The organism is Sorangium sp. So ce128 (genome assembly GCF_051525245.1).
Taxonomy (GTDB): domain Bacteria; phylum Myxococcota_A; class Polyangia; order Polyangiales; family Polyangiaceae; genus Sorangium; species Sorangium cellulosum_B.
The window spans coordinates 8,646,890-8,669,015 of record NZ_CP150313.1; the positions used below are offsets into that span (position 1 = coordinate 8,646,890).

Sequence of the window (22,126 nt, forward strand, 5' to 3'; positions counted from 1 at the left end):
GACGCGCAGGCGAGAGGCCGCCGTCAGGAGCACCCGGCTGGGCAGCAGCGACGCCAGCAGGGAACCACCGAATGTGTCATCCAATATAACGGATGAAGATCTCTGTCAAGAGATGGATCCTGCCCACAAGAATCCCTGAATGCGGGCTCGCTCACCATCCAACGGGCCTTGGAACATCCGCCATATCGGACGCCCGGAGCGGGCAGCGCCTCCGGATCGGCGAGGGCGCCGGATCGCGCGAAAGGGTTCCAACCGACGGCGAGACAACTAAGATGGCCCCGACGCACGCGCGAGGCGCTCCGATCGGGGCCCCGCCGCGGTGCGTAGGGATCTCATGAGCCAGAACCCGGACCGCAGCGATCCGCTCAACATCGCCGGCAGCCTGATCGCCGACAAGTACAGGATCGATCACGCCGTGGGCGAAGGCGGCTTCAGCGTCGTCTACAGGGCCGAGCACGTCATCTGGAAGCAGCCCGTCGCCGTCAAGTGCTTCACCCTCCTCGGGGGCGCGCCGGCCGAGCAGCGGGAGCAGCTGCTCCAGGCGTTCATCCAGGAGGGCAAGCTCATGACCGAGCTGTCCAGCCGCTCGGCCGCGATCGTCCAGGCCCGCGACATCGGCACGTTCAACGCGCCGGACGGCCAGTGGCTGCCCTACATGGTCCTCGAGTGGCTCGACGGCAGGCCGCTCGATCAGGCCCTCTTCGACGAGACGAGCGAGGGCGCGCCGCCGCGCGACCTGCGCGCGACGATGGCGCTGCTCGAGTCGGCCGCGATCGCGCTCGATCTCGTGCACTCGCGGAACATCGCGCACCGCGACATCAAGCCGGCGAACCTGTTCGTCATCGGCCAGCCGCGCGACGCCTCGACGTTCGTGAAGGTGCTCGATTTCGGCATCGCCAAGGTGATGGCCGATCACGCGGCGGCCGCGACGGCGCTCGCCCACACGGGCAAGGACATCACCGCGTTCACGCCGAGCTACGGCGCCCCCGAGCAGTTCAGCCGCACCCACGGCGCGACCGGGCCCTGGACCGACGTCTTCGCGATGGCGCTCATCATGATCGAGGTGATGCTCGGCGGAGCGCCGGCGCTGCAAGGCGACGACTACCTCCAGCTCGCGGTCGCGAGCCGCGATCCGTCGCGCCGGCCGACCCCGCGGACGCTCGGCCTCACGGTCAGCGACGAGGTCGAGGCGGTCTTCGCGAAGGCGCTCGCCGTCGCGCCGGCGGACCGCTTCCCCACCATGGGCCGCTTCTGGTCGGCGCTGCACCGGGCGGTCTTCCCCGAGGCCCCGGCCTGGGCGCTCTCGACGGGCGGCAGCTCGCTCGCGCCCCCGTCCGGCGCGCCGTCGCCCCGCGCGTCCTCGCCGCGGCTCCCGTCCTCGCCGCGGATCTCGCTGCAGGCGCAGACCGCGCCGACGATGGCGGCGCCCTCCACGGCCCCGGGGCCGCTGCCCGCGCTGACGTCGCAGCCGGTCGCCGTGGCCGGCTCGAGCGCCGCGAGCGACGCGGCGGCGCCGAAATCGAAGGGCCCGCTGCTCTTCGGCGGCGTCGCGCTCGCGCTCGCGGCCGGCGGCGCGATCACCTGGAGCCTGCTGCGCGGCGCGCCGCCTGCGGAAGACGCGTCGCGGAGCGCGCCGGTCGCCACCGCGTCCGCCACCGCGGCGGCGCCGACGGCGAGCGCCACCGCCGTGGCGGCCGCGCTCCCCGAGCGGCGGACCGAGTGCCCTGCAGGCATGGTGCTCGTCCCCGGCGGCAAGTTCTTCATGGGCTCCGACGAGCCGGAGTTCAAGCTGTGGCAGCCCGCGCACAAGGTGACGATCGACACGTTCTGCATCGACGTCCACGAGGTGACCGCGGGCGACTACAAGGCGTGCTCGGACAAGGGAGAGTGCAAGCGGCCCCCGGCCGCGCCCGACTTCCCGAACGCGAGCGGCGCGCCCGCCGCCGCGCACCAGAAGACGCTGACGGCCCTCGCCGAGCAGTGCACCTTCGGCAAGCCCGAGCTCGCGAAGCACCCGATCAACTGCTTGCCGTGGAGCCTCGCGAACGCCTACTGCGAGGTCCACGGCAAGCGCCTGCCGACCGAGGCGGAGTGGGAGTACGCGGCGCGCGGCTCCGACGGGCGCAAGTTCCCCTGGGGCGACAAGCCCGGCGACCAGACCTTCATGAACGCGTGCGGCACCGAGTGCACGGCGTGGGAGAAGGCGCGCGGGCTCACGCCGAGCGAGCGCATGTACGAGGCCGACGACGGCTTCTCCGGCACGTCGCCGGTCGGCTCGTTCCCGAACGGCAAGACGAGGTTCGGGGCCGACGACGTGGTCGGCAACGTGTGGGAGTGGACCGCGGACTGGTTCGAGACCTACAAGGACGAGGAGCAGGTGAACCCGAAGGGGGCGCCGGCCGGCGATCGCAAGGCGATCCGGGGCGGCGCCTACAACGGCGGCTTCGCGCTCTGGCTCAACCCGGCGTTCCGCTACCACCAGCTCGCGACGGCGAGCGCGCCGGGCATCGGCTTCCGCTGCGCCGCGCGCCTGTAGCCGTGCCGGTCCCCACGTCGCAGCTCGCGAACCCCTCCATCGCCGGCCCGCTCGGCACGCTGGCGTTCTCGCAGGTGCGCCCGCTGAGCTCGTCGCTCGCGCTGCGCGCGATCCGGTGGCACCAGAGCCTGGAGCGGCTCGGGGTGGTCCTGCCCTTCGCGCTGGTGCACGACGCGGGCCTGCTCTTCTCGACGCCGCGCGAGCAGCTGGAGCTCGGCCCGCGCTGCGACCCGAGGGAGCTCGCGGGCCGGCTCCGGGACGCGGAGCGCATCGTGGAGGGGTACCGGGCGGTGCTCCGGGAGCTCGCCGAGAGCGAGGCCGCGCGATGCGCGGCGCAGCTCCGGATGAGCGACGACCTGATCACGGTCGTGCTGTCGCGCCTCTTCGGCGCGGTCGCGGCGCGGACCCACACGCCGCCGGCCTACCGCGCGATGCTGCCCGCGGACGCGGCGCTCTTCGAGAGGATCGAGCCGCAGCTCCGCGGGCTGTTCCTGTCGGCGCGCCGCGAGTTCGAGCAGCGGGCGCTGGAGGCGCTCGACGTCTCCCGGCTGTACGTGCTCACGATGTCGGACGCGCTCGACATCGAGACGCTGCGCCTGTTCGGCATGCTGGGCTCGGAGGCGTCGGCCGGGGCGCTCGCCCAGGTCGATCTGCTCGCGGCGCTCTCGTCGCCGGAGGCGAACGACATCGTGAATTTCTCGCTGGAGATCCTGCCGAGCGTGCTCGAGACGAAGACGCGCCCGGCCGCGGGCACGACGGCGGCGCACGGCTACTCGGGGCTGGGCACGCGCGGCTCGATCGACAGCATGGTGCTGACGGAGCTCGCGTGGGACGACATGGAGCTGGCGCGCCGCATCGCGGACAACGAGGTGCTGTATTTCGCGCGCGAGCAGAGCCGGGACGAGCAGCGGCGCATCCACTACCTGCTCATCGACGCGTCGGCGTCGATGCGCGGCGATCGCCAGACGTTCGCCCGGGGGATGGCGATCGCGACGGGCAAGCGGCTGTTGCTGGAGGGCGAGGACGTGGCGTTCCGCTTCTTCGACGCGCGGCTGTACGAGCTCTACCGGGCGAAGAACGGGCAGCTGCCGACGGCGCACCTCTTGTCGTTCAAGGGGGAGCGGGGCAGGAACCCGGCGCGCGTGTTCGCGGAGCTCGCGACGGATCTCGACCTGACACGGCACCACGACCCGCGCACGCCGGTGGTGCACCTCTTCACGCACGCGGCGCTCTACATCCCGCGGGAGATGGTGCAGGCGGTGCAGAGCCACGCGCACATCTCGGCGGTGTTCATGCTGCCGTCGGGGGGGGAGCTGGACCTCGACTACCTGGATCTGCTGGACGCGCACTGGGTGGTCGACCACGCGACGGTGGCGAGCGGGGCCGCTCGGGCTAGCGCGGCCAAGGCGATCCTTGGAGAGAAAGACCGGCAAGACCGGCAGGACCGGCCCGAGGAGGGAGGTTCCGCCGCACGACGCCTGGGGGCCCCGCCGAACTCGCACGTGGCCTGAGCCTTGCCCGCTGGGCAAGGCTCAGGCCACGTGCTCAGACATCGGCCCATCCCCCAGGCGTCGTGCGGCGGAACCTCCCTCCTCGGGCCTACCGAATTGATGGGGAGATGGGGAGCGGGCCATCCCCCAGGCGCCGTACAGCGGGACCTCCCTCCTCGGGCCTACCGAATTGATGGGGAGATGGGGAGCGGGCCATCCCCCAGGCGCCGTACAGCGGGACCTCCCTCCTCGGGCCTACCGAATTGATGGGGAGATGGGGAGCGGCCTTTCCTTCAGTGATGCGCGATCAAGCCGCGCATCTCGAACGGGTTCACCTCGTACTCCTCCTCGGTAATGAAGTCGTCGATGCCGAGCCACTCCGCCAGAGGCCGGCATTCATCCGCCTTCCATGGGGCCACGAGCGCCGCGATCTCCTCGGGCGTGCGCGGGTAGACCTTGACCCCGGCGAGGGAGCCGGCGCTGCTCAGCTGGCCCGCCGCCGCGGCGCCGCGCGACATGATGAAGCTGAGCGCCAGCACGCTGCCAGGGGCACAGAACGCGTGCAGCTTCCGCAGGATGTCGCGCGAGCTCTCATCGTCCATCATGTAGAGGATGCCGATGCCGCCAACCGCGATGCGGCGTTCTGCGCCGAAGAACTGCGCCGCCGCCGCGAGCAACGGCGATGGGTCTCGCAGATCGGCCTGGATGTAGCGCATGTTCGGCTTGTCAGCCAAGATCTGCTCGCCGTAGATCACGCTGACCGGGTCGACGTCCGAAAACAGGATGCGCGCATCAGGCAGGTAGTCGTTGAGATGGCCCTGCGTCGGTAGCCCCGAGGCGAGATCAAGCACGTTCGTGATACCCGCCTCGGACCATTGCTGCCCCACGAGCTGGATGAACCAGCGGTTGAGCTTCGCATATTTCGGATAAGTGGGTACGAGCTTCATGATCGCCGTGGCAGCGACGCGATCCACCTCGTAGTTGTGGTGTCCTCCGAGAACGTAGTCGTACACCCGACCGACGTGCGGCTTGGTCGTGTCAATCTCCATGGTTTCCTCCCTAGAGTGAGTTCACTGCGCGCTCGTCAACGGCCGCGATACAACCCAGCAGCCCCTCGCTGCGGGCGCGAACTGCCACACACATCGAGCCCTTCCCGCCGCAGCGCATAGAGGATACCGCTCTGAAGATTGGCCAGGACCACGATGCCCGCGAGGTGGGCGTCCTGATCGCTCAGCGCGCGGGCGGCCTCGGGGCGGATGCCGACCAGCACCGGGTGGGTGCCGAGGAGGTCGAGCGCGCGCGCGGTGCGCACGAGCGCGTCGACGGCCTCCGCGTCCATCGCCGGCACGCCGGTCACATCGATGATCGCGGTGCGCGCTTGCCGGTCCACCACCTCCCGCAACAGGCACTCGGTGATCCTCCCCGCTCGCTCGGTATCGAGCTTTCCAATGAGCGGCAGCACCAAGATATGATCGTACACGGGCATGATCGGCGTCGAGAGCTCGATGATCACCCGGCGCAGCTCGCGCTCGCGGTTATGGATGGCGCGCTCGAGCGCGAGCTGCATCTCGTCGCGCTGGACGCCGACCTCGCGCTTCTCCTGCTCTGCCACCGCGTCCACGAGCAGCGTCAGGTAGTCGTTCACGAGCGTCACCGCCTCCCGCGCTTCGGGCGTACTTCCGGGCAGACGCGCCAGCACCTCGCGCAAGAGGACGCGGCTCAGTCCGAGGAGGGCCCGCAGCCCGAGCCCCTGCTGCCCGAGCTTTTGCCCGAGCGACATGACGGGCGCCGTGTCGCCGGCAGAGGAGAAATGGAACAGCTCGTCGAGGATCTGCTGCGCGACCTGCGGCAATCGAAAGGGTGGGAGACCGCTGCGGTTGTGTAGGGCGTTGTCCTTGAGCACCTTCGCCGCGCTCTTCGCCAGCGCCTGGCGCTCCGGGCCGATCCAGCTCTGCATAGGAGGTCCACTTCCTTGGCCTTGGCCGTGTTATGTCGTATGGGTGCTCACGAAGTAGGAGAATAGACCGCCTTCGGATCGGGTTTGTTGATCTGAGAGCCAGGCTGGAGTGGACCTCGGCCCCATGCCGCAATCCGCTCACCATGAAGGCGAATGTATGGCTTCGCGAGGAACGCGCCCCCGAGATGCGGTCTCACTCCCCCCCATGCTGTGTATCTATCGTATCAGTGTCCTGACTGTCTATGTTCCATGACAAAAGCGGCCTGCAGCGGCGCGACCACCGCACAAGGTGTGGCCCGCGCCCCTTCAGAGCCAGTTCTGCCCAGAGCGGCGCCCGACGGGAGGGCGACCGCGCCTCGTACGCCTCGGGATCGTTACGGTGTTCTGCCGTGATACGCCGGCTCGTTGCCGGGCTTCCACTTGATGTTGCAGCCGATGCTCGGGCGCTGCTCCGAGGGGACGGGGGCCGAGGAGAGCACCGCGTCGATGGCGGCGCGGAGATCGCGGCCCGTCACGGGGACGTCGTTGCCAGGGCGGCTGTCGTCGAGCTGACCACGGTAGACCAGCCGGCGATCCGGGCCGAAGAGGTAGAAATCCGGCGTGCACGCGGCCCGGTAGGCCCTGGCGACCTGCTGCGCCTCGTCGAGGAGGTAAGGGAACGTGTAGCCGACCTCGCGCGCCTCCCTCGCCATCGCCTCGGCGTTGTCCGCTGGATACGCGACGATATCGTTCGAGTTGATGGCCACGATGGCCACGTCGTCAGCACCATAATCGCGCCTCAGCCGGGCGAGCTCGTGGCGGATGTGCTTGACGAACGGACAATGATTGCAGATGAACATCACGAGGAGCGCCCGCTGCCTTTTGAAATCCGACAGCGCGACCTGCTTTCCGGTGAAGTCGGGCAGCCTGAAGTCGGGCGCCGGGGTGCCCAGCTCAAGCATCGTGGACGGGGTGCGTGCCATGACAGGATTCTCCTCTCGCTGTGACGGCGCGCACCCTACCACGCCGCGGCCCTCGCCGCTGAACACCTCCCCCGCCTCCGCGCCCGCGGCGGCCGTCCTCTGGCTCGCGCGGCTCGCGCTCCCCTGCCCTCTCCGCCGCCGAGGCACCTCCCTCGAGGTCTGAGCGCTGTCCCGACAGGGGGCCGAGGCGGCCGCAGGGCGCGGCGATCACCTCGGGAAGTGGCGCTCGATCATCGAGAAGAACGCCGCCCCGCCCGGCTCGCCGCCGATGCTCCAGTACGTCACCCCGCCGAGCCCGCCCTGCTCGGCAACGGCGACCTTCTCCTCGAGCGACGCGAGGTCCTCGAAGAAGAGGCGCTCCCCGCTCGAGAGAAGCCGGTTCGGCGCCCTCCCCGCGGCGAGCCGCCCTCCCTCGTCGTCCGGGCACCGGCTCATGTGCTCGGTGCTCGTCTCGTAGCCGTCGCCCGCAAGATCCAGGCACTTGCTGAGCGGCTCGCACCCCACCACGGCGCCCCCGCTCCCCGGCGCCTCCGGCCCGAGAAGACCGTAGTTCGGCAGCCCGAAGATGAACTTCTCGCGGCGCGCGCCGCCGTCGAGCGACCCGATGTACGAGACGGTCTCCTTCAGCCAACCGAGCGGCGCGACCGGGCCCACGTGCGCTCCGCCGTGCCAGTGGTAGTCGTAGCTCATCACGTGCACGTGATCCGCCGAGGCGCTCAGCGCCTCGTAGTCGAATACGCCGTTCGCGGACGCGACCGCCGGCACCGCGAGCGAGAGCTCCTTTCCACGCGCGTGGAGGGCGCGCGCGAGCTCGTCGACGAACGCCGAGAAGGCGGCCCGCTCGGCCCGGACGGTCTCGCCCGGCCCGAGGACGGACGAGAGGTGCTCGTAATCGATGTCGATCCCGTCGTAACCGTTCTCCATCACGAGCGCGACGACGCCCTCCACGTGCCTCGCGCGGAGCACAGGGTCGTGGAGCATGGCGTGCACCGCGACGACGTCGGGCCGGTCGATGGCGGCGATGAGGGGGATGAGCCGGGTCCGCGCGCCGCCGGCCGTCGTGCGGTCGAGGACGCGCCGGTCGTGAAAGCCGGCGAACGGCGCCTCCCGGCCGCGCGGGTGGTTCTCGAACGTGGTCGGCGAGGCGACGCGCCACCACTTCGGGTGCACGGCGTCGAACGCCCCGGCGTGGGCCGCGAAGGTGTCATATCCGAGCTCCGTCGACTCGGGATCTCCAAGGAACTCGTGCAGCCACCCGCAGAAGCGGTGATCGCCCGGCGCGGGCGTCGCCTGGCTCGCGCGCTGCGCCCCGGGCGCGGCCGACGCGGAGAGCTCGGCGCTCCCCACCTCGTCGAGCGACGGCGCGCGCTCGGCCGCGCCACCGCAAGAGATGGAGAACGCGGCGGAGCAGGCGAGCATCAGAGTCTGGTGAAACAGCTTCATACCGGCCGCGCTCTAGCAGCCCGCCGCCGCATCGACAGCCCGGTTCTGACGCTTCCGCGGGCCGCCTCACGCCGAGCCCGCGATGCACCATTTGACGGCTACTCCATCCCCGCGCCCCCGAGGAATCCCCTCATTTTGCAGCCATTTTCAGCGGAAAAATTGAACAAGGAGGCGGGGAGACAGGGAGTATTTTGAAATTCCCTCCCCGCCTCCCCGTCTCCTTGTAAATTTTCCGAAGAATTTGAGGGGATGCCTCAGCCCTCGCCCCACGCGCCACGCCCTCGCGCCCCGCGCCGCCGGCGGCCGGGCCGGCGACGTCGCCCGCGCACGCGCCGGCCGCTCCCTCGGCCAGGGCCGGTGTACTACGCTCGCTCCCGGCATGACCCAAGGCGTCCGCCCCCTGCACGAGCTCCGCGACGAGGCCCGCTCCGCGCTGGCCAGGAGCGATCTCACGCGCGCGCGCGACGCGCTCTTCAGCGCCCTCCAGCACACCATCGCCCGCGAGGAGGAGTACGTCGCCATGACGGACGAGCTCCGCGACGTGCTGGTCCGGCTGGGCGACGCGCGGAGCGCGCTCACCGTCTCCTGGTACGGCGGCAACGAGCAGAGCCAGCGCCCGCTCATCGCCAAGGTCCCGCCCATCGACCGCGCGCGCACCGTGCTCGCCTGGGCCGAGCGCGAGCAGGATCCCGAGCGGCAGAAGCGGCTCTACGGCCGCGCCGCCGACGAGTACGAGGCCGCCGGCCTCGTCGCGCAGGCCGCCATCGCCCGCGAGCGCGGCCAGGACTTCGCCCGCGCCCGCGCCCTCTGGTCGCGCCTCGCCCAGCTGCTCTCCTCGTCGGGCAGCGACCTCTACGCCGCCGGCCTCGCCCGCTTCAACCTCGCCCGCACCTCGCTCCGCACGGGCGACGCCGCGGCGGCGCGCGAGGCCGTCTTCGCCTCCGTCCACCTGCTCGAGGAGGCCGCCGACAGGTACGAGACCATCGGCCAGCGCGAGCGCGCCTTCGACTGCTACCAGGTCCTCATCGCCGTCGGGCGCGAGAGCCGCGCCTTCGAGCACGTCCTCGAGGGCTACGTGAACGTCATTCGCATCCTGCGCGAGGACCACCTGCGCTACTACGCGCTCCAGTCCTACGAGGAGGCCGTCGCCGCGGCCGAGAAGCAGGGCGAGATCTCCGCCGCCGCCACGCTCGCCCGCGAGATGGCCGCGTACGCCCGGAAAGAGGGGCTCGTCGCCGTCGCCAACTTCGCCGTGCTCGCGCAGGCCCGCCTGTGGCAAGAGGTGTCCGCCGTCTCGCAGAAGCGCGCCGCCCCCCCCGAGATCGCCGAGAACGCGCTGCTCGCCGCCGTGATCGCGCTCGGCGAAGCGGGGCAGTACAGCAAGGTGGGCGGCGTCTACCGCGCGCTCACGCAGCTGCCGCTCGAGGAGACCCGGAAGAAGCACTACGCCCGCGCCGGCCGCCGCTACGTGAACGCGCAGGACCTGCCGATCGACGCCGCTCCGCTGCCGGCGCACCTCCGCCACGAGCTCGGCTTCCCCGACGTCTGGCACATCGACCTCGTCGAGTGGGAGCAAGCCGGCAGCGCCGCCCAGGCGTGCGGCGACATCGTGCTCGACCCGGCGCAGTGGTCCGAGGTCACCCGCCGCCGCGCCATGCTCGCCCGGCTCACCGCGCTCGCCGTCGAGGGCGCGACGCCCGAGGCCACCCCCGCGCAGCAGCTCATCAGCCTCGCGGAGCAGCTCGCGACGGTCGAGCTCTACACGATCCTCTCGCCGCTCGAGCGCCTGTTCCGCCGCGCCGAGCCGAAGATCCGGGTGGCCGTCGTCCGCGCGCTCTCCCACTTCCTCTACAAGCGCACGTTCATCACCATCCGCGACGCGCTCGTGGATCCCGACCCCACCGTGGTCCACGAGGCCGCCCGCGCGCTGGAAGAGCTGCGCTTCGCCCACGCCTTCGATCCGCTCGCCCGCATCTACCGCGAGTCGCAGGCCGCCGCCGTGCGCGCCAGCGCCGTGCGGGCGATCGCGAAGATCGACACCCTCGAGGCCGGCGAGATGCTCCTCGGCATCCTCCAGCACGAGGGCGCCGAGGAGCGCGCCGTGGCCGTCGAGGCGCTCAAGCGCGTGCGCGGCATGAAGTTCGTGGAGCTCGCCCGCGGCTCGCTCTCCGAGCTGACAGGCTCCGCGCAGGCGGTGGTGCGAGAGATCCTCCAGAGTCGTGGCCTCAGCCCCTGAGCGCGCCTGCACGACCACGCGCCTGCACGACCGCGCGCCCGCTAGCCGCGGCGAGGCCCACGACGAACCACAACGGAGCAGCTCGGGGGTGATCCACTGTCCGGGCAGCGAGCGCAGACTGCGCCTGCCTCCTCCTTTCTCTCACGCACCGGAAACCGCGCCTCGGACGAGCCTCAGACGAGCAACCCCGCGATTGTGCGCTGCGGCAAAGGGATTCCCCTAACGAGTTTGGTTCTCGCGGCGCTTCTGGAGGGTGCACGTCGACAACCAGTCGGGATACCCTGCACGCGCCAATCCAACTCATCCCGAGAGATTCTCGGAGCGCGATGACGTAAGCATGGAAGCGGACGGAGCGCTTGGGGGAGCGCTGGGAAACCGCCGTCCGGGCTCCCGATGGTGCGCTGCTCGACAGAGGTCGACTTCTCAGCGCGCCACCGGCGGCTCTTGTCTCGTGTGAGCAGCAGCTGGGCGCCGTACCGCGGCGCCCAGCTGCCCGCCTCGAGCGGGCCGCTCCGACGGCGGCCGGAGGCACGGCCGCGCCCTGGCGCAGGGCGGCCAGCGCTCGGCCCGCGCGCGGGCGCTCAGCTGCGGAGGATCGACTCGAGCGCGGGCACGATGCGGGCGTAGCGGAACTGGTATCCGAGCTCTTCCGCCCGCCTGGGGTAGACGCGCTGCCCGGTGGTGACGATCTCGGCCGCGTCGCCCATCCCCAGCTTCACCACGGCCTCGGGCACGCGGAGCCACGACGGCCGGTGGAGCACCGCGCCGATCGCCTGCGCGACCTCGTCGCCGGTCTGCGCGTGCGGCGCGGTCATGTTGAAGGGGCCGCGCACCACGTCGTTGTCCAGGGCGAGCAGGGTCATCCCCACGACGTCGTCGCGGTGGATCCACGAGATGACCTGCTTGCCGTCGCCGACGGGCCCGCCCAGGAAGAACCGGAAGGGGGCGATCATCTTGTCGAGCGCGCCGCCGCCCTCGCCGATCACGACGCCGATGCGCAGCTGCACCGAGCGGACGCCGTGCTGCTCCTCGACGGCGCGGGCCGCCTCTTCCCAGCGGACGACGACGTCGGCGAGGAAGCCCTCGCCGGGCGCCGCGTCCTCGTCGAGCACCTTGTCGCCCGGCTGCGGGCCGTAGTAGCCCACGGCGGACGCGCAGAGGAACGCGCTGGGCTTGCGCTTGGCCTTGCCGATCGCCTCGCCCATGAGGCGGGTCGTGTCGACGCGGCTCCTCAGGATCTCGCGCCGCGCCTCCTCGGTCCACCGCTTGACGATGGTCTCGCCCGCGAGGTGAACGACCGCGTCCACGCCGTCGACCTCCTCGAACCACGGCCCCGGGGCGTCCGAGCTCCACGACACCACGCGCGCCCCGGGCAGCGCCGCCTGCGTCCGCGCCACGTCGCGCGTCAGCACCGTCACCCGATCACCCCGCGCGAGCAGATCCTTCACGAGACCGCGCCCGATAAACCCGCTGCCGCCAGTGACAAGAACCGTCTTCACGCGATCTATCTATCACGGCTCGGACGGAGGCGGGGCTTCCCTTCGAGCGCCGCCCAGGGAGCGCTCGGACGGCCTGCAGCTGTCCAGTCGTGACGCCGAGCGCTGGAGACGGTAAGACCCCGGACGTGATGGATGACCTAGAGACCTTCAAGAAGCTTCCTCTCGGCGGCCTCGATCGCCGCGCGCTCGTGGGCTCGCTGGCCGAGCACGGCGCGCGCGTGGCGACCGAGCAGCTCGCGGCGCACCGCGCCCGTATCAGCCCGGCGGGCGCGCGCATCGCGCCGGACACGGCGGTGCTGATCCTGGGCGGCTCGAACGGCATGACCCGGGCGCTCGCCCTGCAGCTGCTCTTCGGGGAGCGGGCCGCGGTCTTCGCCGTGCACTTCGACAGCGAGAAGATGCAGATCGGCCCGCACCACGTGAAGGCGATCTCGGACGCGGCGGAGGCCGAGGGGCTCACCGCGCGCTTCTGGAACAACGACGCCACGAGGCCGCAGGTGATCGACGAGGTCGTCGCCGCGCTGAAGGAGCGGTATCGGGCGGTGCACCTCGTGAACGGCATCGCGGCCGGCGCGATGAAGCGGTACGCGGAGCACGGGCCGACGAAGGTGAAGGACCTCGACGTCGCGTTCGATCCGGTGCTCCAGATCCCTGATTTCTCGCGCGCGGAGAACATCCGCAAGCTCGGCCTCGTCGAGGTGGACGTCGCGAACGAGGCGGACATCGAGCGGACCAACAAGTTCATGGGCACGTCGTCGCTCTTGTGGGTCGAGCCGCTCGCCGCGGCGGGGCTCATCGCGAAGGGCGAGAGCGTGGTGTCCTTCTGCGACTACGACTACCCGAGCGACGATCCGGTCTACGCGATGGGCCCGCTCGCCGGCGCGAAGATCCTCCAGCGCAAGACGATGGCGGAGATCCGGGAGCGGTTCGGGGCGAAGACGGCGCGCATCTGCTATCCGGCCCTGGCCACGACGGCGCTCGGGGCGATCCCCGGCGGGCTGCTGATGTACGGGCTCAGCACGCAGATCTTGAAGGAGCGCGGGCAGTTCAAGGACGTCATCGATCTCGCGGGCGAGACGATGGAGATCTGGCGTCCGAGCTGGGACGGGAGCGATCTGCGGGTGGACGCGGCCTACCAGGCGTGTCTGCCGGAGTTCAACAAGCGCAAGGAGCAGATCGGTCCGAAGGACGTCCCCGGCGCGTTCCGGCAGCTGTTCGCGTGAGCCGTTGCGCGCGGGGCCTCGGCTCCGGGCGCCGCGCTCCACGGCCGGCCGCGCGAGCAGCGCGGCCGGCGGCCAGTCATCCCTACCCTTCGGCCTGCGCGACCTCGGGCTCCAGCCGGGCGACCTGGCGCTTGTCGGACATCCTGATGATCCCCACCCAGGCAAGCACGCGGATGACCTGATACGCGGGGTCGATCTCGAACCATCGCACCGCGAAGTTCGGGCTCATCGCGTACTTGTGGTGGTTGTTCTGGAAGAGCTCGCCGAGCGTCACGAAGTCGAGGACCAGCGTGTTGCGGGAGTCGTCGTCGCTGTTGAAGTTGCGGTAGCCGTAGCGGTGGCCGCACCAGTTCACGATCGCCCCGTGCAGCGGGCCCATGGTCCAGTGGAGCGGGAGGAACAGGAACTGCCACCAGTGCGAGGCGAAGGCCACGTAGAAGAGCACGTAGCCGGTGCCCCACGCGAGCCGGCCGATCCACGCGTTGCCGATGCGGTCGAGCGTGGGCCACTCGGGGTAGCCGCCGAGGAAGCGCGGCTCCACGTCGGCCGTGCGGTCGTAGATCGCGTCGTAGCGGTGCGCGGTGTCCAGCATCATCCGGACAACATTCGAGTAGTACCGCGGCGAGTGCGGATCCTTCGGCGTGTCGCTGTACGCGTGGTGCATGCGGTGCAAGATCGCGTAAACCCAGGGCACGAGGTACGACGAGCCCTGCGTGAGGTACGTGAGGAAGTGGAAAATCCGCTCCCATGGCTTCGACATCGTGAACATCCGATGCGAGGCGTACCGGTGCAGGAAGAAGGTCTGGAAAAAGACCGAGAGCGTAGAGTGGGCGATGAGGACGATCGCGATCTCCATGTTCGCGTCCTAACCCGGTGACGCGCGGCAGGGGGTCAGCTCACGGTCACGATTCCGTAACGGGCGCCGGGTCCGCGCGGCCTCGGGTCGCTTCTATGTCCGCGGGATTCCCCGTGATTCTCTGTGATTGTCCGTGATTGATCGAGTCCGTTCATGGTAACAGCGGTGTCGTGAAGGCCGTGATCATCGGGGCGGGCCGGGGCAGCCGGCTGCGTCACCTGACCGAAGAGATGCCGAAGACGCTGGTCCCGATCCTTGGGCGCCCGATGCTCGACGGCATCCTCGAGGCGCTCGCCGCGGGCGGCTTCAGGCGGTCGGATATCGTGTTCGTCTGCGGCTACAAGGCCGACGTCATCCGGGCCGCCTACCCGGATCTGACGTACGTCGAGAACCGCGACTGGGAGCAGAACAACATCCTTCTCTCGCTCCTCTGCGCGCGCGAGCACCTCGAGGGCGGCTTCGTCTCGACGTACGCCGACATCGTCTACCGGCCCGAGATCGTGGCGGGGCTGGTCCGCTCTCCGCACGACATCGCGCTCGCCTGCGACACGGACTGGCGGCGCCGCTACGTGGGCCGCTCGCAGCACCCCGAGACCGACGCCGAGAAGCTCCGCGCCGGCGGCGCCGGGGGGGATCGCGTCCTTCAGATCTCGCGCCGCATCCCTCCGGAGTCCGCGACCGGCGAGTTCATCGGGGTGATGAAGCTCTCGGCGCGGGGCGCCGGGCAGTTCCTGGCCGCCTTCGACGCCGCGCGCGACGCCTTCTCGGAGCGGCCGGAGTTCCGCGAGGGCCGCACGTTCCAGCGGGCCTACCTCATCGATCTGCTCCAGCACATGATCGAGTCCGGCGCCGACCTCCACAAGCTCGACACCCACGGCGGCTACATGGAGATCGACACCCTGGAAGACGCGTCGATGGCCGACGCGTGGTGGCGCGGCGCGCCCTGAGGGCTCTGATCTGTTCTAGAACGCGTCGGCGAAGGTAGCGCCCTGGGCGAGGAGGCCGGGGAGACCGCCGGTGTGCAGGAACAGCACCCGCTTGCCCGAGAGCTCGCCTCGCTCGGCCAGGTCCCAGAGCCCGGAGAACGCCTTGCCCGTGTACACGGGGTCGAGGACGAGACCCGACAGCCGCGCCACCTGGAGGATCCGCGCTCGCTGCTCCGGCGTGGACACCCCGTAGGCAGGGCCCTTCGCCGAGTCGTCGATCACGAGGTGGGCGGGCGAGCCGAGGCGCGGCTCGAGCGCGCGCGCGTCGTCCATGATCCCGACCACGATCCGCGCGAACGTCGCCCTGTCCTCGCAGACCGCCATCGAGCGCACCTCGCCGGCGACCTCGTAGCGGGCCGCGCCGAGCGCCGTGCCCGCCGCCGTCCCGCCCGAGCCGCACGCGTGCACGATGACGTCGAACGGCTTGCCCCCCGCGAGGCCGAGATCGAGCTGCTTCCGGATCTCCTCCATCGCGCGCACGTAGCCGAGCGCGCCGAGGCCGTTCGAGCCGCCCTCGGGGATCACGTACGGCCGGCCGCCCGCCGCGCGGATCTCGGCGGCCGCCTCGGCCATCAGGGCGCCGCGGTCCCTGTACGCCTCGGGCGAGATCAGCCGGATCTCCGCGCCGGCGAGCCGGTCGAGCAGCACGTTGCCCTCGAGCGGCGCGGCCGCCGACGGATCGCTCGTGCGCAGGAACAGCACCGAGCGCAGGCCGAGCGAGGCGCTCACCAGCGCGGTCGCGCGCGCGTGGTTCGACTGGAGGCCGCCGCAGGTGATCACGCAGCCTGCGCCCTCCTCCCGCGCGGCGGCGAGCAGGTACTCGAGCTTGCGGATCTTGTTGCCGGCCTCCGCGCCCGCCGTCATGTCGTCGCGCTTCACGTAGAGGTCGACGCCGAGCGCCTCGGCGAGCCGCTGCGGGCGCTGGATCGGTGTCGGAAGGTGGCTCAGCGCGAGTCGTTTGCGCATCGTTTCTCCCTGCTGTCTGCCAGGGGCGCCCGCTGCTGCGCGCGGGCGGGCGGCCCTCGCAACCGCCCTCTAGCACCCTGGGCGGCCCTCGTCTGCTGTGTCCCGCGCGAGCTCGACCGAGGGCCCGGCGCGCCCTGGCCAGCTCAGTGGATCACGCCCAGCTTGAGCGTGAGCAGGTACTGATCGGGGAGCTCGGCGCCCGCGGCGTCGTCGAAGGCGCCACCAGGGAACAGGACCCCGGCCTCGGTGCCGAACTGGAGGGTGACGAGCCTGCCCATCGCGATGCGCGCGTCGACGCCGAGGTCCAGCTCGACGCCGAGATCGCGGCGGCGGCTGTCGCCGCCGTCGTAGTTGGCCAGGCTGCCGCCCGCCCGCGGGGCGCCGTAAGGATCGACCAGATCCGAGGTCGCCTCGGCGATGACCGCGCCCGCCTTGAGGTCGAGCCAGCGCGCCGGCCGCACGAGGATGCGCGGGTTCACGTAGGCGGCGCCGGGCACGCCTCCCTTGGACGGCAGCGACCTGATGCCTGGCTCGGGGGACGCGGCGAAGAGCTCCCGCTCGGCGATCGTGGCGGCGCGCGCGGTCTTCCAGGCGAGCACCTCGTCGAACAGGAGGAGCCCGACGTTGTGGCTCGGGTCGAAGGTGAAGCGCCGCGACACGCCGTCCGTCGGGTCGTCGTCGCCCGAGGCGTAGCCGGCCTCGATCTCCGTGACGACGCGCCCCCACCGCCCGCCTGGCCGCCCCCCGCGGCCCGCGACATGCACCGCGCCGAGCGTCGCTGCGCCGCCGACCGAGCGCACCGCCACGGGCGAGCGCCCGAACCCGTGGCCGGAAGGCGGCGGGGGCCCGCTCGGGGCGAACGACGCCGACCCGAGGATCACCGCGGCCTCGAGCTCGCCGTAGATGTGGGCGCCGCCCCCCGGCACCGGCGCGTTGAATTTGCCTGACACGTCGAGGATGCCGGCCGTGAGCACCTCGCTGAACCAGGCCGAGCTCGTCTTCGCGCGGCGCTCGCGCGCCTGCCGCCGCATGGCGCCGTAGATCCCGATCTCGCCGCGCCGCTCTCGCCAGAGCGCGGACACGACCGCCTGGACGGCGCGATCGCCCTCGCCTTCGTCCTGCCCCTCGACGTCGTTTCCGAGCAGGTCGGCCGCGTTGTCCTCGAACACGAGGTCGGCCGCGACGGTCACGTGGAGCGGCCCGTCCTTCCCCATCGGCGTGGCCGCGAAGAGGACGCGTTCCATGAGCGATCCGCGCTCGTGGTCGCCGAAGACGCTCGCGCGCTCGCCGTCGTTGACGACGAGCCCCATCCCCCAGTGCGCGCTCTGCTGGCCCACCCGGACGACGCCGAGCGCCCACGGCAGCTCCAGGTAGAGGGTGCGCGGGTGCACCTCGTACCACGCGAGGGCGGCGCGCGCGTCGCGCACCTGCTCGACGTCACGCGTGGTGTCCCCGGCGATGAGCCCCCGGACGACGTCGATCTGCGCCACGATCGAGGCCTTGTCCTTGAAGTGGAAGCGCGGCGAGAGGCGCAGCCAGTGGGCGATGTACTGGCTCTGCCCGAGCGTCGCCGCGCCCGGCGCCGACAGGGGCGGCGCCCGGAGCGGCAGATCGCTCATGGCGCGGTAGCGGAGCTGGTACTCGCCCTGCAGCGAGAACGTCGACCGGGTGGGATCCGGCGGGGGCGGCGGCTTGCGGCCGGTGTCGAGCACGAGCCGCTCCTCGAAGTCGTCGATGGCCGGCGCGGCCGGCGCGACCGGCGGAGAGCCTCGCCCTGCGCTCTCCCCCTCGGCGGGCTGAGCGGCGCTCGGCGAGGCTTGCCCGGAGCTCGCTCCTTCGACGGGCTGAGCGGCGCTCGGCGAGGCGAGCGCGACAGCAAACGCAAGGGGGGCGAGGGTGACAAAGGCGAAGCGCATCGGAAGCAAGCAGCCGCTCACCAGCGCCCGGCCGGGAACGCGCGCCCGAAGGATAGGCGGATCGATCCCCGCGGGGCACTGGATTCTTCCGCCAACGGCGAGCAGCTGGCTTTTCGCGGGGCATCCGCCGCTCTAGCGTGCGCCTTCGTGACCCTTTCCACGCCGAGCGCCGCCGCTGGTTCTCCTTCTTCGCCGCCTTCGTCACCTCCGTCAGATCCGTCACGTCCGTTGTTCCTCGGCCGATCGCTCTCGCTCGCGGATCTCGAGGAGGTCGCGCGGCGCGGTCGTCCGGTGGCGATCTGCGCCGAGGCGCGCGAGCGGGCGGCGGCCTCGCGCCGGGCGATCGACGCGATCGCGGCGGCGGGCGACGCTGCGCCGGCGGTGTACGGGATCAACACCGGCTTCGGCGCGCTCGCGGAGACGCGCATCGCGGATCACGACATCCGGGCGCTCCAGCGCAACCTCGTGCGGAGCCACGCCTGCGGGGTCGGGCCGGAGCTCGGCGAGGCCGAGGTGCGCGCCATGATCGTCCTGCGCGCGCAGGTGATCGCGCTGGGGCACTCGGGGGTGCGCACGGAGGTGCTCGATCTGCTCGCCTCCCTGCTCGAGCGCCGCGTGAGCCCGCGCATCCCAGCGCAGGGGTCGGTCGGCGCGTCGGGCGATCTGGCGCCGCTCGCGCACCTCGCGCTGACGCTCATCGGCGAGGGGGAGGCGCGCTTCGAGGGGCAGCTCCTGCCGAGCGCGGTGGCGCTCGCGAAGGCCGGCCTCGCGCCGATCGAGCTGGCGGCGAAGGAGGGGCTCGCGCTGATCAACGGGACCCAGTACATGACCGCGCTCGGCGCGCTGGCGCTGCGGGACGCGGCCGCGCTGTGCACGGTCGCGGACATCGCCGGCGCGGTGAGCCTCGAGGCGCTGATGGGCTCGAAGCGCCCGTTCGACGAGCGGCTGATGCGCGTCCGCCCGCACCCGGGTCAGGCCGGCACGGCCGGCAACCTGCGCGCGCTGCTCGGGGGCAGCGAGATCATGCAGAGCCACGCGGACTGCCCCAGGGTGCAGGACGCCTACTCGCTCCGCTGCATGCCCCAGGTCCACGGCGCGACGCGCGACGCGGTCGCCTGGGCCGCCGAGGTGCTGACCCGCGAGGTCAACAGCGTCACGGACAACCCCACGGTGTTCCTCGGGGACGGGCCGGATGGCGGCGCCGAGCTGATCTCGGGCGGCAACTTCCACGGGCAGCCGGTCGCGCTCGCCCTGGATCTCGCCGCGATGGCGGCGGCGGAGCTCGCGAACATCAGCGAGCGGCGGGTGGAGCAGCTGGTCAACCCCGCGCTCTCGACCGGGCTCACGCCGTTCCTGGCGCCGCACAGCGGGCTGCACTCGGGGTTCATGATCGCCCAGGTGGCGAGCGCCTCGCTGGTGAGCGAGAACAAGGTGCTCTGCCACCCGGCGAGCGTCGACTCGATCCCCTCGAGCGCCGGCCGCGAGGACCACGTGAGCATGGGCAGCATCAGCGCCCGAAAGCTCGCGCAGGTGATCGAGAACGTCCGGAGCTCGCTGGCGATCGAGCTCATCACGGCGGCCCAGGGCGTGGACCAGCGGCTCCCGCTCCGCCCCAGCGCGGGCGTCGCAGCCGCCCACGCCGCCATCCGCCGCGTGGTGCCCGGGCTCACCGAGGACCGCCCCCTCTACCGCGACATCGCGGCGGCCGCGGAGCTCATCCAGAGCGGTGCGCTCATCGCCGCGGTGGAGGAGGCGGTGGGGCCGCTCAACTGATTATTTCTGTTACTAAAGTTACATCTGAGACGATTTAGAGGAAATCTTACGCGAGATAAGGGAATGCGATCGGTCCATTGCGGGGCGAGTTGCTGTACATTGGCTCAGTGCCGATTCCGGTCAGCGTCCCGCCGTTTCCCTTCGATGCCGTGCGGGATCTGCTCGGGGTGGTGCGGACGATCTACGCGGCGGCGAAGGAGGGGGGGTCGTCGCGGGAGGAGCTCGCTCGCATCGCGCAGGTGGGCAAGGAGCTGAGCCGGGCGCTGGATCTGGCCGGGTCGCCCCAGCAGGGGGCGTCGGGGCTGTCGGCGGCGTGGAAGGTGGCGGACAGGGCGATGCTCCAGGTGAACGACCTGGTGGATCCGCTCACACCCGCGGCGCCGCTCCTGATGGCGGCACGGAGCCGGGTGACCGGGAGCCGGCTGACCCTGAGGAGCAAGCCGCAGGGGCGGTAGGCGCTGGGGGAGGCGGTGGCCGCGGGGCAGTGGCCGCGGGGTGGAGGGGCCGACGGGAGGCCGCTGGAGGGTGATAGGCCGCTGGGGGGCGGCTTTCCTGGAGGATCAACCCTCGGAGCGCGATTCTCGGATCGGTGCGGAGAACTGCCGTCTTGCCAGGAGCGGGAGAGGGCAGGAGCGGGAGAGGGACAGTGTCGGCCAGCGTCCTTCCGTGGCCTACTGTAGGGCTGGAATCGTCAGCTGCGACCGAAGAACCTGCGGCTACGCGACCGCTCGGCGTCGCGCCGGATGCCCTGCATCACCACGCGGATGAGCTCACGGTTGTAAGCGCGCTTGTCGTGGCGCTTGTGCTCGGGAAGCTTGACGCCCAGAGCGTGAGCAAGACGTTCTACGTTCTCTACCTTCGCCTCACGCAAACAGTCGATGTCCAGATCCATGGAGTGGCGCTCCCATTACTCGAATCCACTCGGCTTGTCGAGCCCAGAGGACACGAGCGTGGCCGCGCGCCGTTTCCCATCGGGTTCCCGCCGGACCATCGCAGGCTCCCATCAGACCGTGACGGGCATGCGGCGTCCCGGGCACGTCGACGCCACGAGGCGCGGCGCGCGCCCTGCGCGACCTGGTCCCGTTCGAGGCGGCCAGCGGCTCAGGTGAGCCGCCGCCGGGCGCGAGGTCGACCCGACGCTACCGCCCGGTTCCCCACACCACGAAGCGCGCTGCGCAACGTCGGGCAACTGTGGAGGGTGTGAGGTGCCGGGGTGCCGGTGCGGTGCGGGTTGAAGCTCAATCGAGCTGGCGGCTCCTGGTCGATGGGGGTACGGCGGCTCCAGATCGCGTCATCGCCCGCCAGCTCGGCGCGCCGCACTTACGAGGTAGCCCCGCCCGGACTCGAACCGGGACGCCCGCGAGGGCCGCGGATTTTAAATCCACCGCGTCTGCCATTTCGCCACGGGGCCAAGACGTTGATATTACTTTGATTTTTACTTTTTGGGACCCGCGTTCTCCCTCTTCTGTGCGGTTTCCTGTGCCGTTTCCGGCGAGCTCGGGGATCGCCTGGGCGAGGGAAGCTAGCTCGCCAAGGCCCAGTTCTGCAAACGTCCTGGCGGCTCGGCGGTATCTCTGGATCATCACGCTCGATCGATGGCCAGTTCTGTCGGCCACCCAGGTCTCGCTGCGGCCGTTCGCCAGGGCGACCGTGATGAAGGTTGAGCGCGTGTCGTGGGCGCGGACCTGCGGTGCCCAAGCGCGCGGGTCGTTCGTCTTGTTCTTCTCGAGGCGCAGCGCGCCGCGGTCGCGGTCGACGTCCTGCACCTGGAGGCGCGCTGCCTCGCTGATGCGCGGGCCCTGGCGGTTCAGAAAGCCCCAGAGGACGCGCCAGCACAGCGGGATCGCGGAGCACGCCAGCAGGCGCGCGTCCCCGTCGGGGTAGAGACAGGCCTTCGCCTTCGCGGGGCCGAGCTTCGGGAGGAAGCCGCGGGGGAGCGGGTTGGTCGCGAGGAGACGGCACGGGAAGACGGCCATCGCCATGAGCCGGTGGAGAAGCTGCGCGATGTGGCGGCGTGACGCGGGGGACATCGGCGGGAGTGCACGCATGACGCGCTCGGCGTCATCAAGCGTGAAGGCCGCGACGGGGACGTGGCCGGCGATCGGGTAGATGTGGCGGTCGACCGACGTTCGACGAGGATACGCTGGCGCGCGTCGTTCGCGCACTCGGAGGCGTGCGATGATCCCGGGCCGCGTCTCGATCTACGTCGCCACCGGAGACACTCGACTTGCGCCGCCCGCCTCGGGCTCTCTCCGCCGCCTGCCTCGGCGGCGCGCGCTTTTT

17 protein-coding genes and 1 tRNA gene are annotated in these 22,126 nt (G+C 71.1%); 8 read left to right on the forward strand and 10 right to left on the reverse strand.

The window, feature by feature from the left end:
- Nucleotides 1–334 precede the first annotated feature (334 nt).
- Both WME82_RS32840 and WME82_RS32845 read left to right on the forward strand, forming a co-directional pair.
- Nucleotides 335–2,536 (forward strand): SUMF1/EgtB/PvdO family nonheme iron enzyme, encoded by a 2,202-nt coding sequence (locus tag WME82_RS32840; protein ID WP_438038517.1) that lies wholly within the window; start codon nt 335–337, stop codon nt 2,534–2,536.
- A gap of 2 nt (nt 2,537–2,538) precedes the next feature.
- Nucleotides 2,539–4,047, forward strand: coding sequence for a hypothetical protein (locus WME82_RS32845; RefSeq protein ID WP_438038518.1), 1,509 nt, complete (start codon nt 2,539–2,541; stop codon nt 4,045–4,047).
- Nucleotides 4,048–4,319: 272 nt separating this feature from the next.
- Here WME82_RS32845 and WME82_RS32850 read toward each other — a convergent pair whose 3' ends face one another.
- The 4 genes from WME82_RS32850 to WME82_RS32865 all read right to left on the reverse strand — a co-directional run bounded on the left by WME82_RS32850 (nt 4,320) and on the right by WME82_RS32865 (nt 8,388).
- Nucleotides 4,320–5,075 carry an SAM-dependent methyltransferase gene (locus WME82_RS32850; protein ID WP_438038519.1) on the reverse strand — a complete coding sequence of 252 codons (756 nt, stop codon included), beginning with the start codon at nt 5,073–5,075 and terminating at the stop codon, nt 4,320–4,322.
- A gap of 35 nt (nt 5,076–5,110) precedes the next feature.
- Nucleotides 5,111–5,983 carry an STAS domain-containing protein gene (locus tag WME82_RS32855; RefSeq protein ID WP_438038520.1) on the reverse strand — a complete coding sequence of 291 codons (873 nt, stop codon included), beginning with the start codon at nt 5,981–5,983 and terminating at the stop codon, nt 5,111–5,113.
- 374 nt (nt 5,984–6,357) lie between these two features.
- The gene (locus WME82_RS32860) at nt 6,358–6,945 is read right to left on the reverse strand and encodes a thioredoxin family protein (protein WP_438038521.1); all 588 of its coding nucleotides are present in this window, start codon (nt 6,943–6,945) and stop codon (nt 6,358–6,360) included.
- Nucleotides 6,946–7,152: 207 nt separating this feature from the next.
- Nucleotides 7,153–8,388, reverse strand: coding sequence for a glycosyl hydrolase family 18 protein (locus WME82_RS32865; protein WP_438038522.1), 1,236 nt, complete (start codon nt 8,386–8,388; stop codon nt 7,153–7,155).
- 379 nt (nt 8,389–8,767) lie between these two features.
- Between WME82_RS32865 and WME82_RS32870 the strand changes: the two genes are divergently transcribed.
- Nucleotides 8,768–10,624, forward strand: a complete 1,857-nt coding sequence (locus WME82_RS32870; RefSeq protein WP_438038523.1) for a HEAT repeat domain-containing protein — start codon at nt 8,768–8,770, stop codon at nt 10,622–10,624.
- A 581-nt stretch (nt 10,625–11,205) separates the two neighbouring features.
- On the opposite strand, the gene WME82_RS32875 is transcribed toward WME82_RS32870, so the two are convergent.
- Nucleotides 11,206–12,123: a TIGR01777 family oxidoreductase gene (locus tag WME82_RS32875; protein ID WP_438038524.1), complete on the reverse strand. Its 918-nt coding sequence runs from the start codon at nt 12,121–12,123 to the stop codon at nt 11,206–11,208.
- Between the two features lie 128 nt (nt 12,124–12,251).
- Here WME82_RS32875 and WME82_RS32880 point away from each other — a divergent pair, with 128 nt between their 5' ends.
- Complete coding sequence (locus tag WME82_RS32880; protein WP_438038525.1) at nt 12,252–13,346, forward strand: hypothetical protein; 1,095 nt, start codon at nt 12,252–12,254, stop codon at nt 13,344–13,346.
- 82 nt (nt 13,347–13,428) lie between these two features.
- Here the strand turns inward: WME82_RS32880 and WME82_RS32885 are convergent, their stop codons facing one another.
- On the reverse strand, nt 13,429–14,202 hold the full coding sequence (locus tag WME82_RS32885; protein WP_437740447.1) for an acyl-CoA desaturase: 774 nt from the start codon (nt 14,200–14,202) through the stop codon (nt 13,429–13,431).
- Nucleotides 14,203–14,372: 170 nt separating this feature from the next.
- Between WME82_RS32885 and WME82_RS32890 the strand changes: the two genes are divergently transcribed.
- A complete protein-coding gene (locus WME82_RS32890; protein ID WP_438038526.1) occupies nt 14,373–15,149 on the forward strand; it encodes an NTP transferase domain-containing protein in 777 nt (258 codons plus the stop codon).
- 15 nt (nt 15,150–15,164) lie between these two features.
- On the opposite strand, the gene WME82_RS32895 is transcribed toward WME82_RS32890, so the two are convergent.
- Together WME82_RS32895 and WME82_RS32900 are read right to left on the reverse strand one after the other, a co-directional pair.
- Nucleotides 15,165–16,154: a D-cysteine desulfhydrase family protein gene (locus WME82_RS32895; protein WP_438038527.1), complete on the reverse strand. Its 990-nt coding sequence runs from the start codon at nt 16,152–16,154 to the stop codon at nt 15,165–15,167.
- Nucleotides 16,155–16,297: 143 nt separating this feature from the next.
- Nucleotides 16,298–18,070 carry a hypothetical protein gene (locus tag WME82_RS32900; protein ID WP_438038528.1) on the reverse strand — a complete coding sequence of 591 codons (1,773 nt, stop codon included), beginning with the start codon at nt 18,068–18,070 and terminating at the stop codon, nt 16,298–16,300.
- Nucleotides 18,071–18,298: 228 nt separating this feature from the next.
- Between WME82_RS32900 and hutH the strand changes: the two genes are divergently transcribed.
- Both hutH and WME82_RS32910 read left to right on the forward strand, forming a co-directional pair.
- Complete coding sequence (gene hutH, locus WME82_RS32905) at nt 18,299–19,843, forward strand: histidine ammonia-lyase (protein WP_438038529.1); 1,545 nt, start codon at nt 18,299–18,301, stop codon at nt 19,841–19,843.
- Between the two features lie 107 nt (nt 19,844–19,950).
- A complete protein-coding gene (locus WME82_RS32910) occupies nt 19,951–20,298 on the forward strand; it encodes a hypothetical protein (RefSeq protein ID WP_231864341.1) in 348 nt (115 codons plus the stop codon).
- Between the two features lie 236 nt (nt 20,299–20,534).
- Here WME82_RS32910 and WME82_RS32915 read toward each other — a convergent pair whose 3' ends face one another.
- The gene (locus WME82_RS32915; protein WP_438038530.1) at nt 20,535–20,735 is read right to left on the reverse strand and encodes a hypothetical protein; all 201 of its coding nucleotides are present in this window, start codon (nt 20,733–20,735) and stop codon (nt 20,535–20,537) included.
- 436 nt (nt 20,736–21,171) lie between these two features.
- Nucleotides 21,172–21,254 (reverse strand) — tRNA-Leu (locus WME82_RS32920).
- A gap of 262 nt (nt 21,255–21,516) precedes the next feature.
- On the opposite strand from WME82_RS32920, the gene WME82_RS32925 reads away from it, so the two are divergent.
- On the forward strand, nt 21,517–21,861 hold the full coding sequence (locus WME82_RS32925) for a hypothetical protein (RefSeq protein WP_437740451.1): 345 nt from the start codon (nt 21,517–21,519) through the stop codon (nt 21,859–21,861).
- Nucleotides 21,862–22,126: the final 265 nt, after the last annotated feature.

Excerpts from the sequence above, each read along its gene's own strand:
- WME82_RS32840 (WP_438038517.1), top strand. The coding sequence starts at position 335 with ATGAGCCAGAACCCGGACCGCAGCGATCCGCTCAACATCGCCGGCAGC.
- WME82_RS32850 (WP_438038519.1), bottom strand. The coding sequence starts at position 5,075 with ATGGAGATTGACACGACCAAGCCGCACGTCGGTCGGGTGTACGACTAC.
- WME82_RS32855 (WP_438038520.1), bottom strand. The coding sequence starts at position 5,983 with ATGCAGAGCTGGATCGGCCCGGAGCGCCAGGCGCTGGCGAAGAGCGCG.
- WME82_RS32860 (WP_438038521.1), bottom strand. The coding sequence starts at position 6,945 with ATGGCACGCACCCCGTCCACGATGCTTGAGCTGGGCACCCCGGCGCCC.
- WME82_RS32865 (WP_438038522.1), bottom strand. The coding sequence starts at position 8,388 with ATGAAGCTGTTTCACCAGACTCTGATGCTCGCCTGCTCCGCCGCGTTC.
- WME82_RS32870 (WP_438038523.1), top strand. The coding sequence starts at position 8,768 with ATGACCCAAGGCGTCCGCCCCCTGCACGAGCTCCGCGACGAGGCCCGC.
- WME82_RS32880 (WP_438038525.1), top strand. The coding sequence starts at position 12,252 with ATGGATGACCTAGAGACCTTCAAGAAGCTTCCTCTCGGCGGCCTCGAT.
- WME82_RS32885 (WP_437740447.1), bottom strand. The coding sequence starts at position 14,202 with ATGGAGATCGCGATCGTCCTCATCGCCCACTCTACGCTCTCGGTCTTT.
- WME82_RS32895 (WP_438038527.1), bottom strand. The coding sequence starts at position 16,154 with ATGCGCAAACGACTCGCGCTGAGCCACCTTCCGACACCGATCCAGCGC.
- WME82_RS32900 (WP_438038528.1), bottom strand. The coding sequence starts at position 18,070 with ATGCGCTTCGCCTTTGTCACCCTCGCCCCCCTTGCGTTTGCTGTCGCG.
- WME82_RS32915 (WP_438038530.1), bottom strand. The coding sequence starts at position 20,735 with ATGGATCTGGACATCGACTGTTTGCGTGAGGCGAAGGTAGAGAACGTA.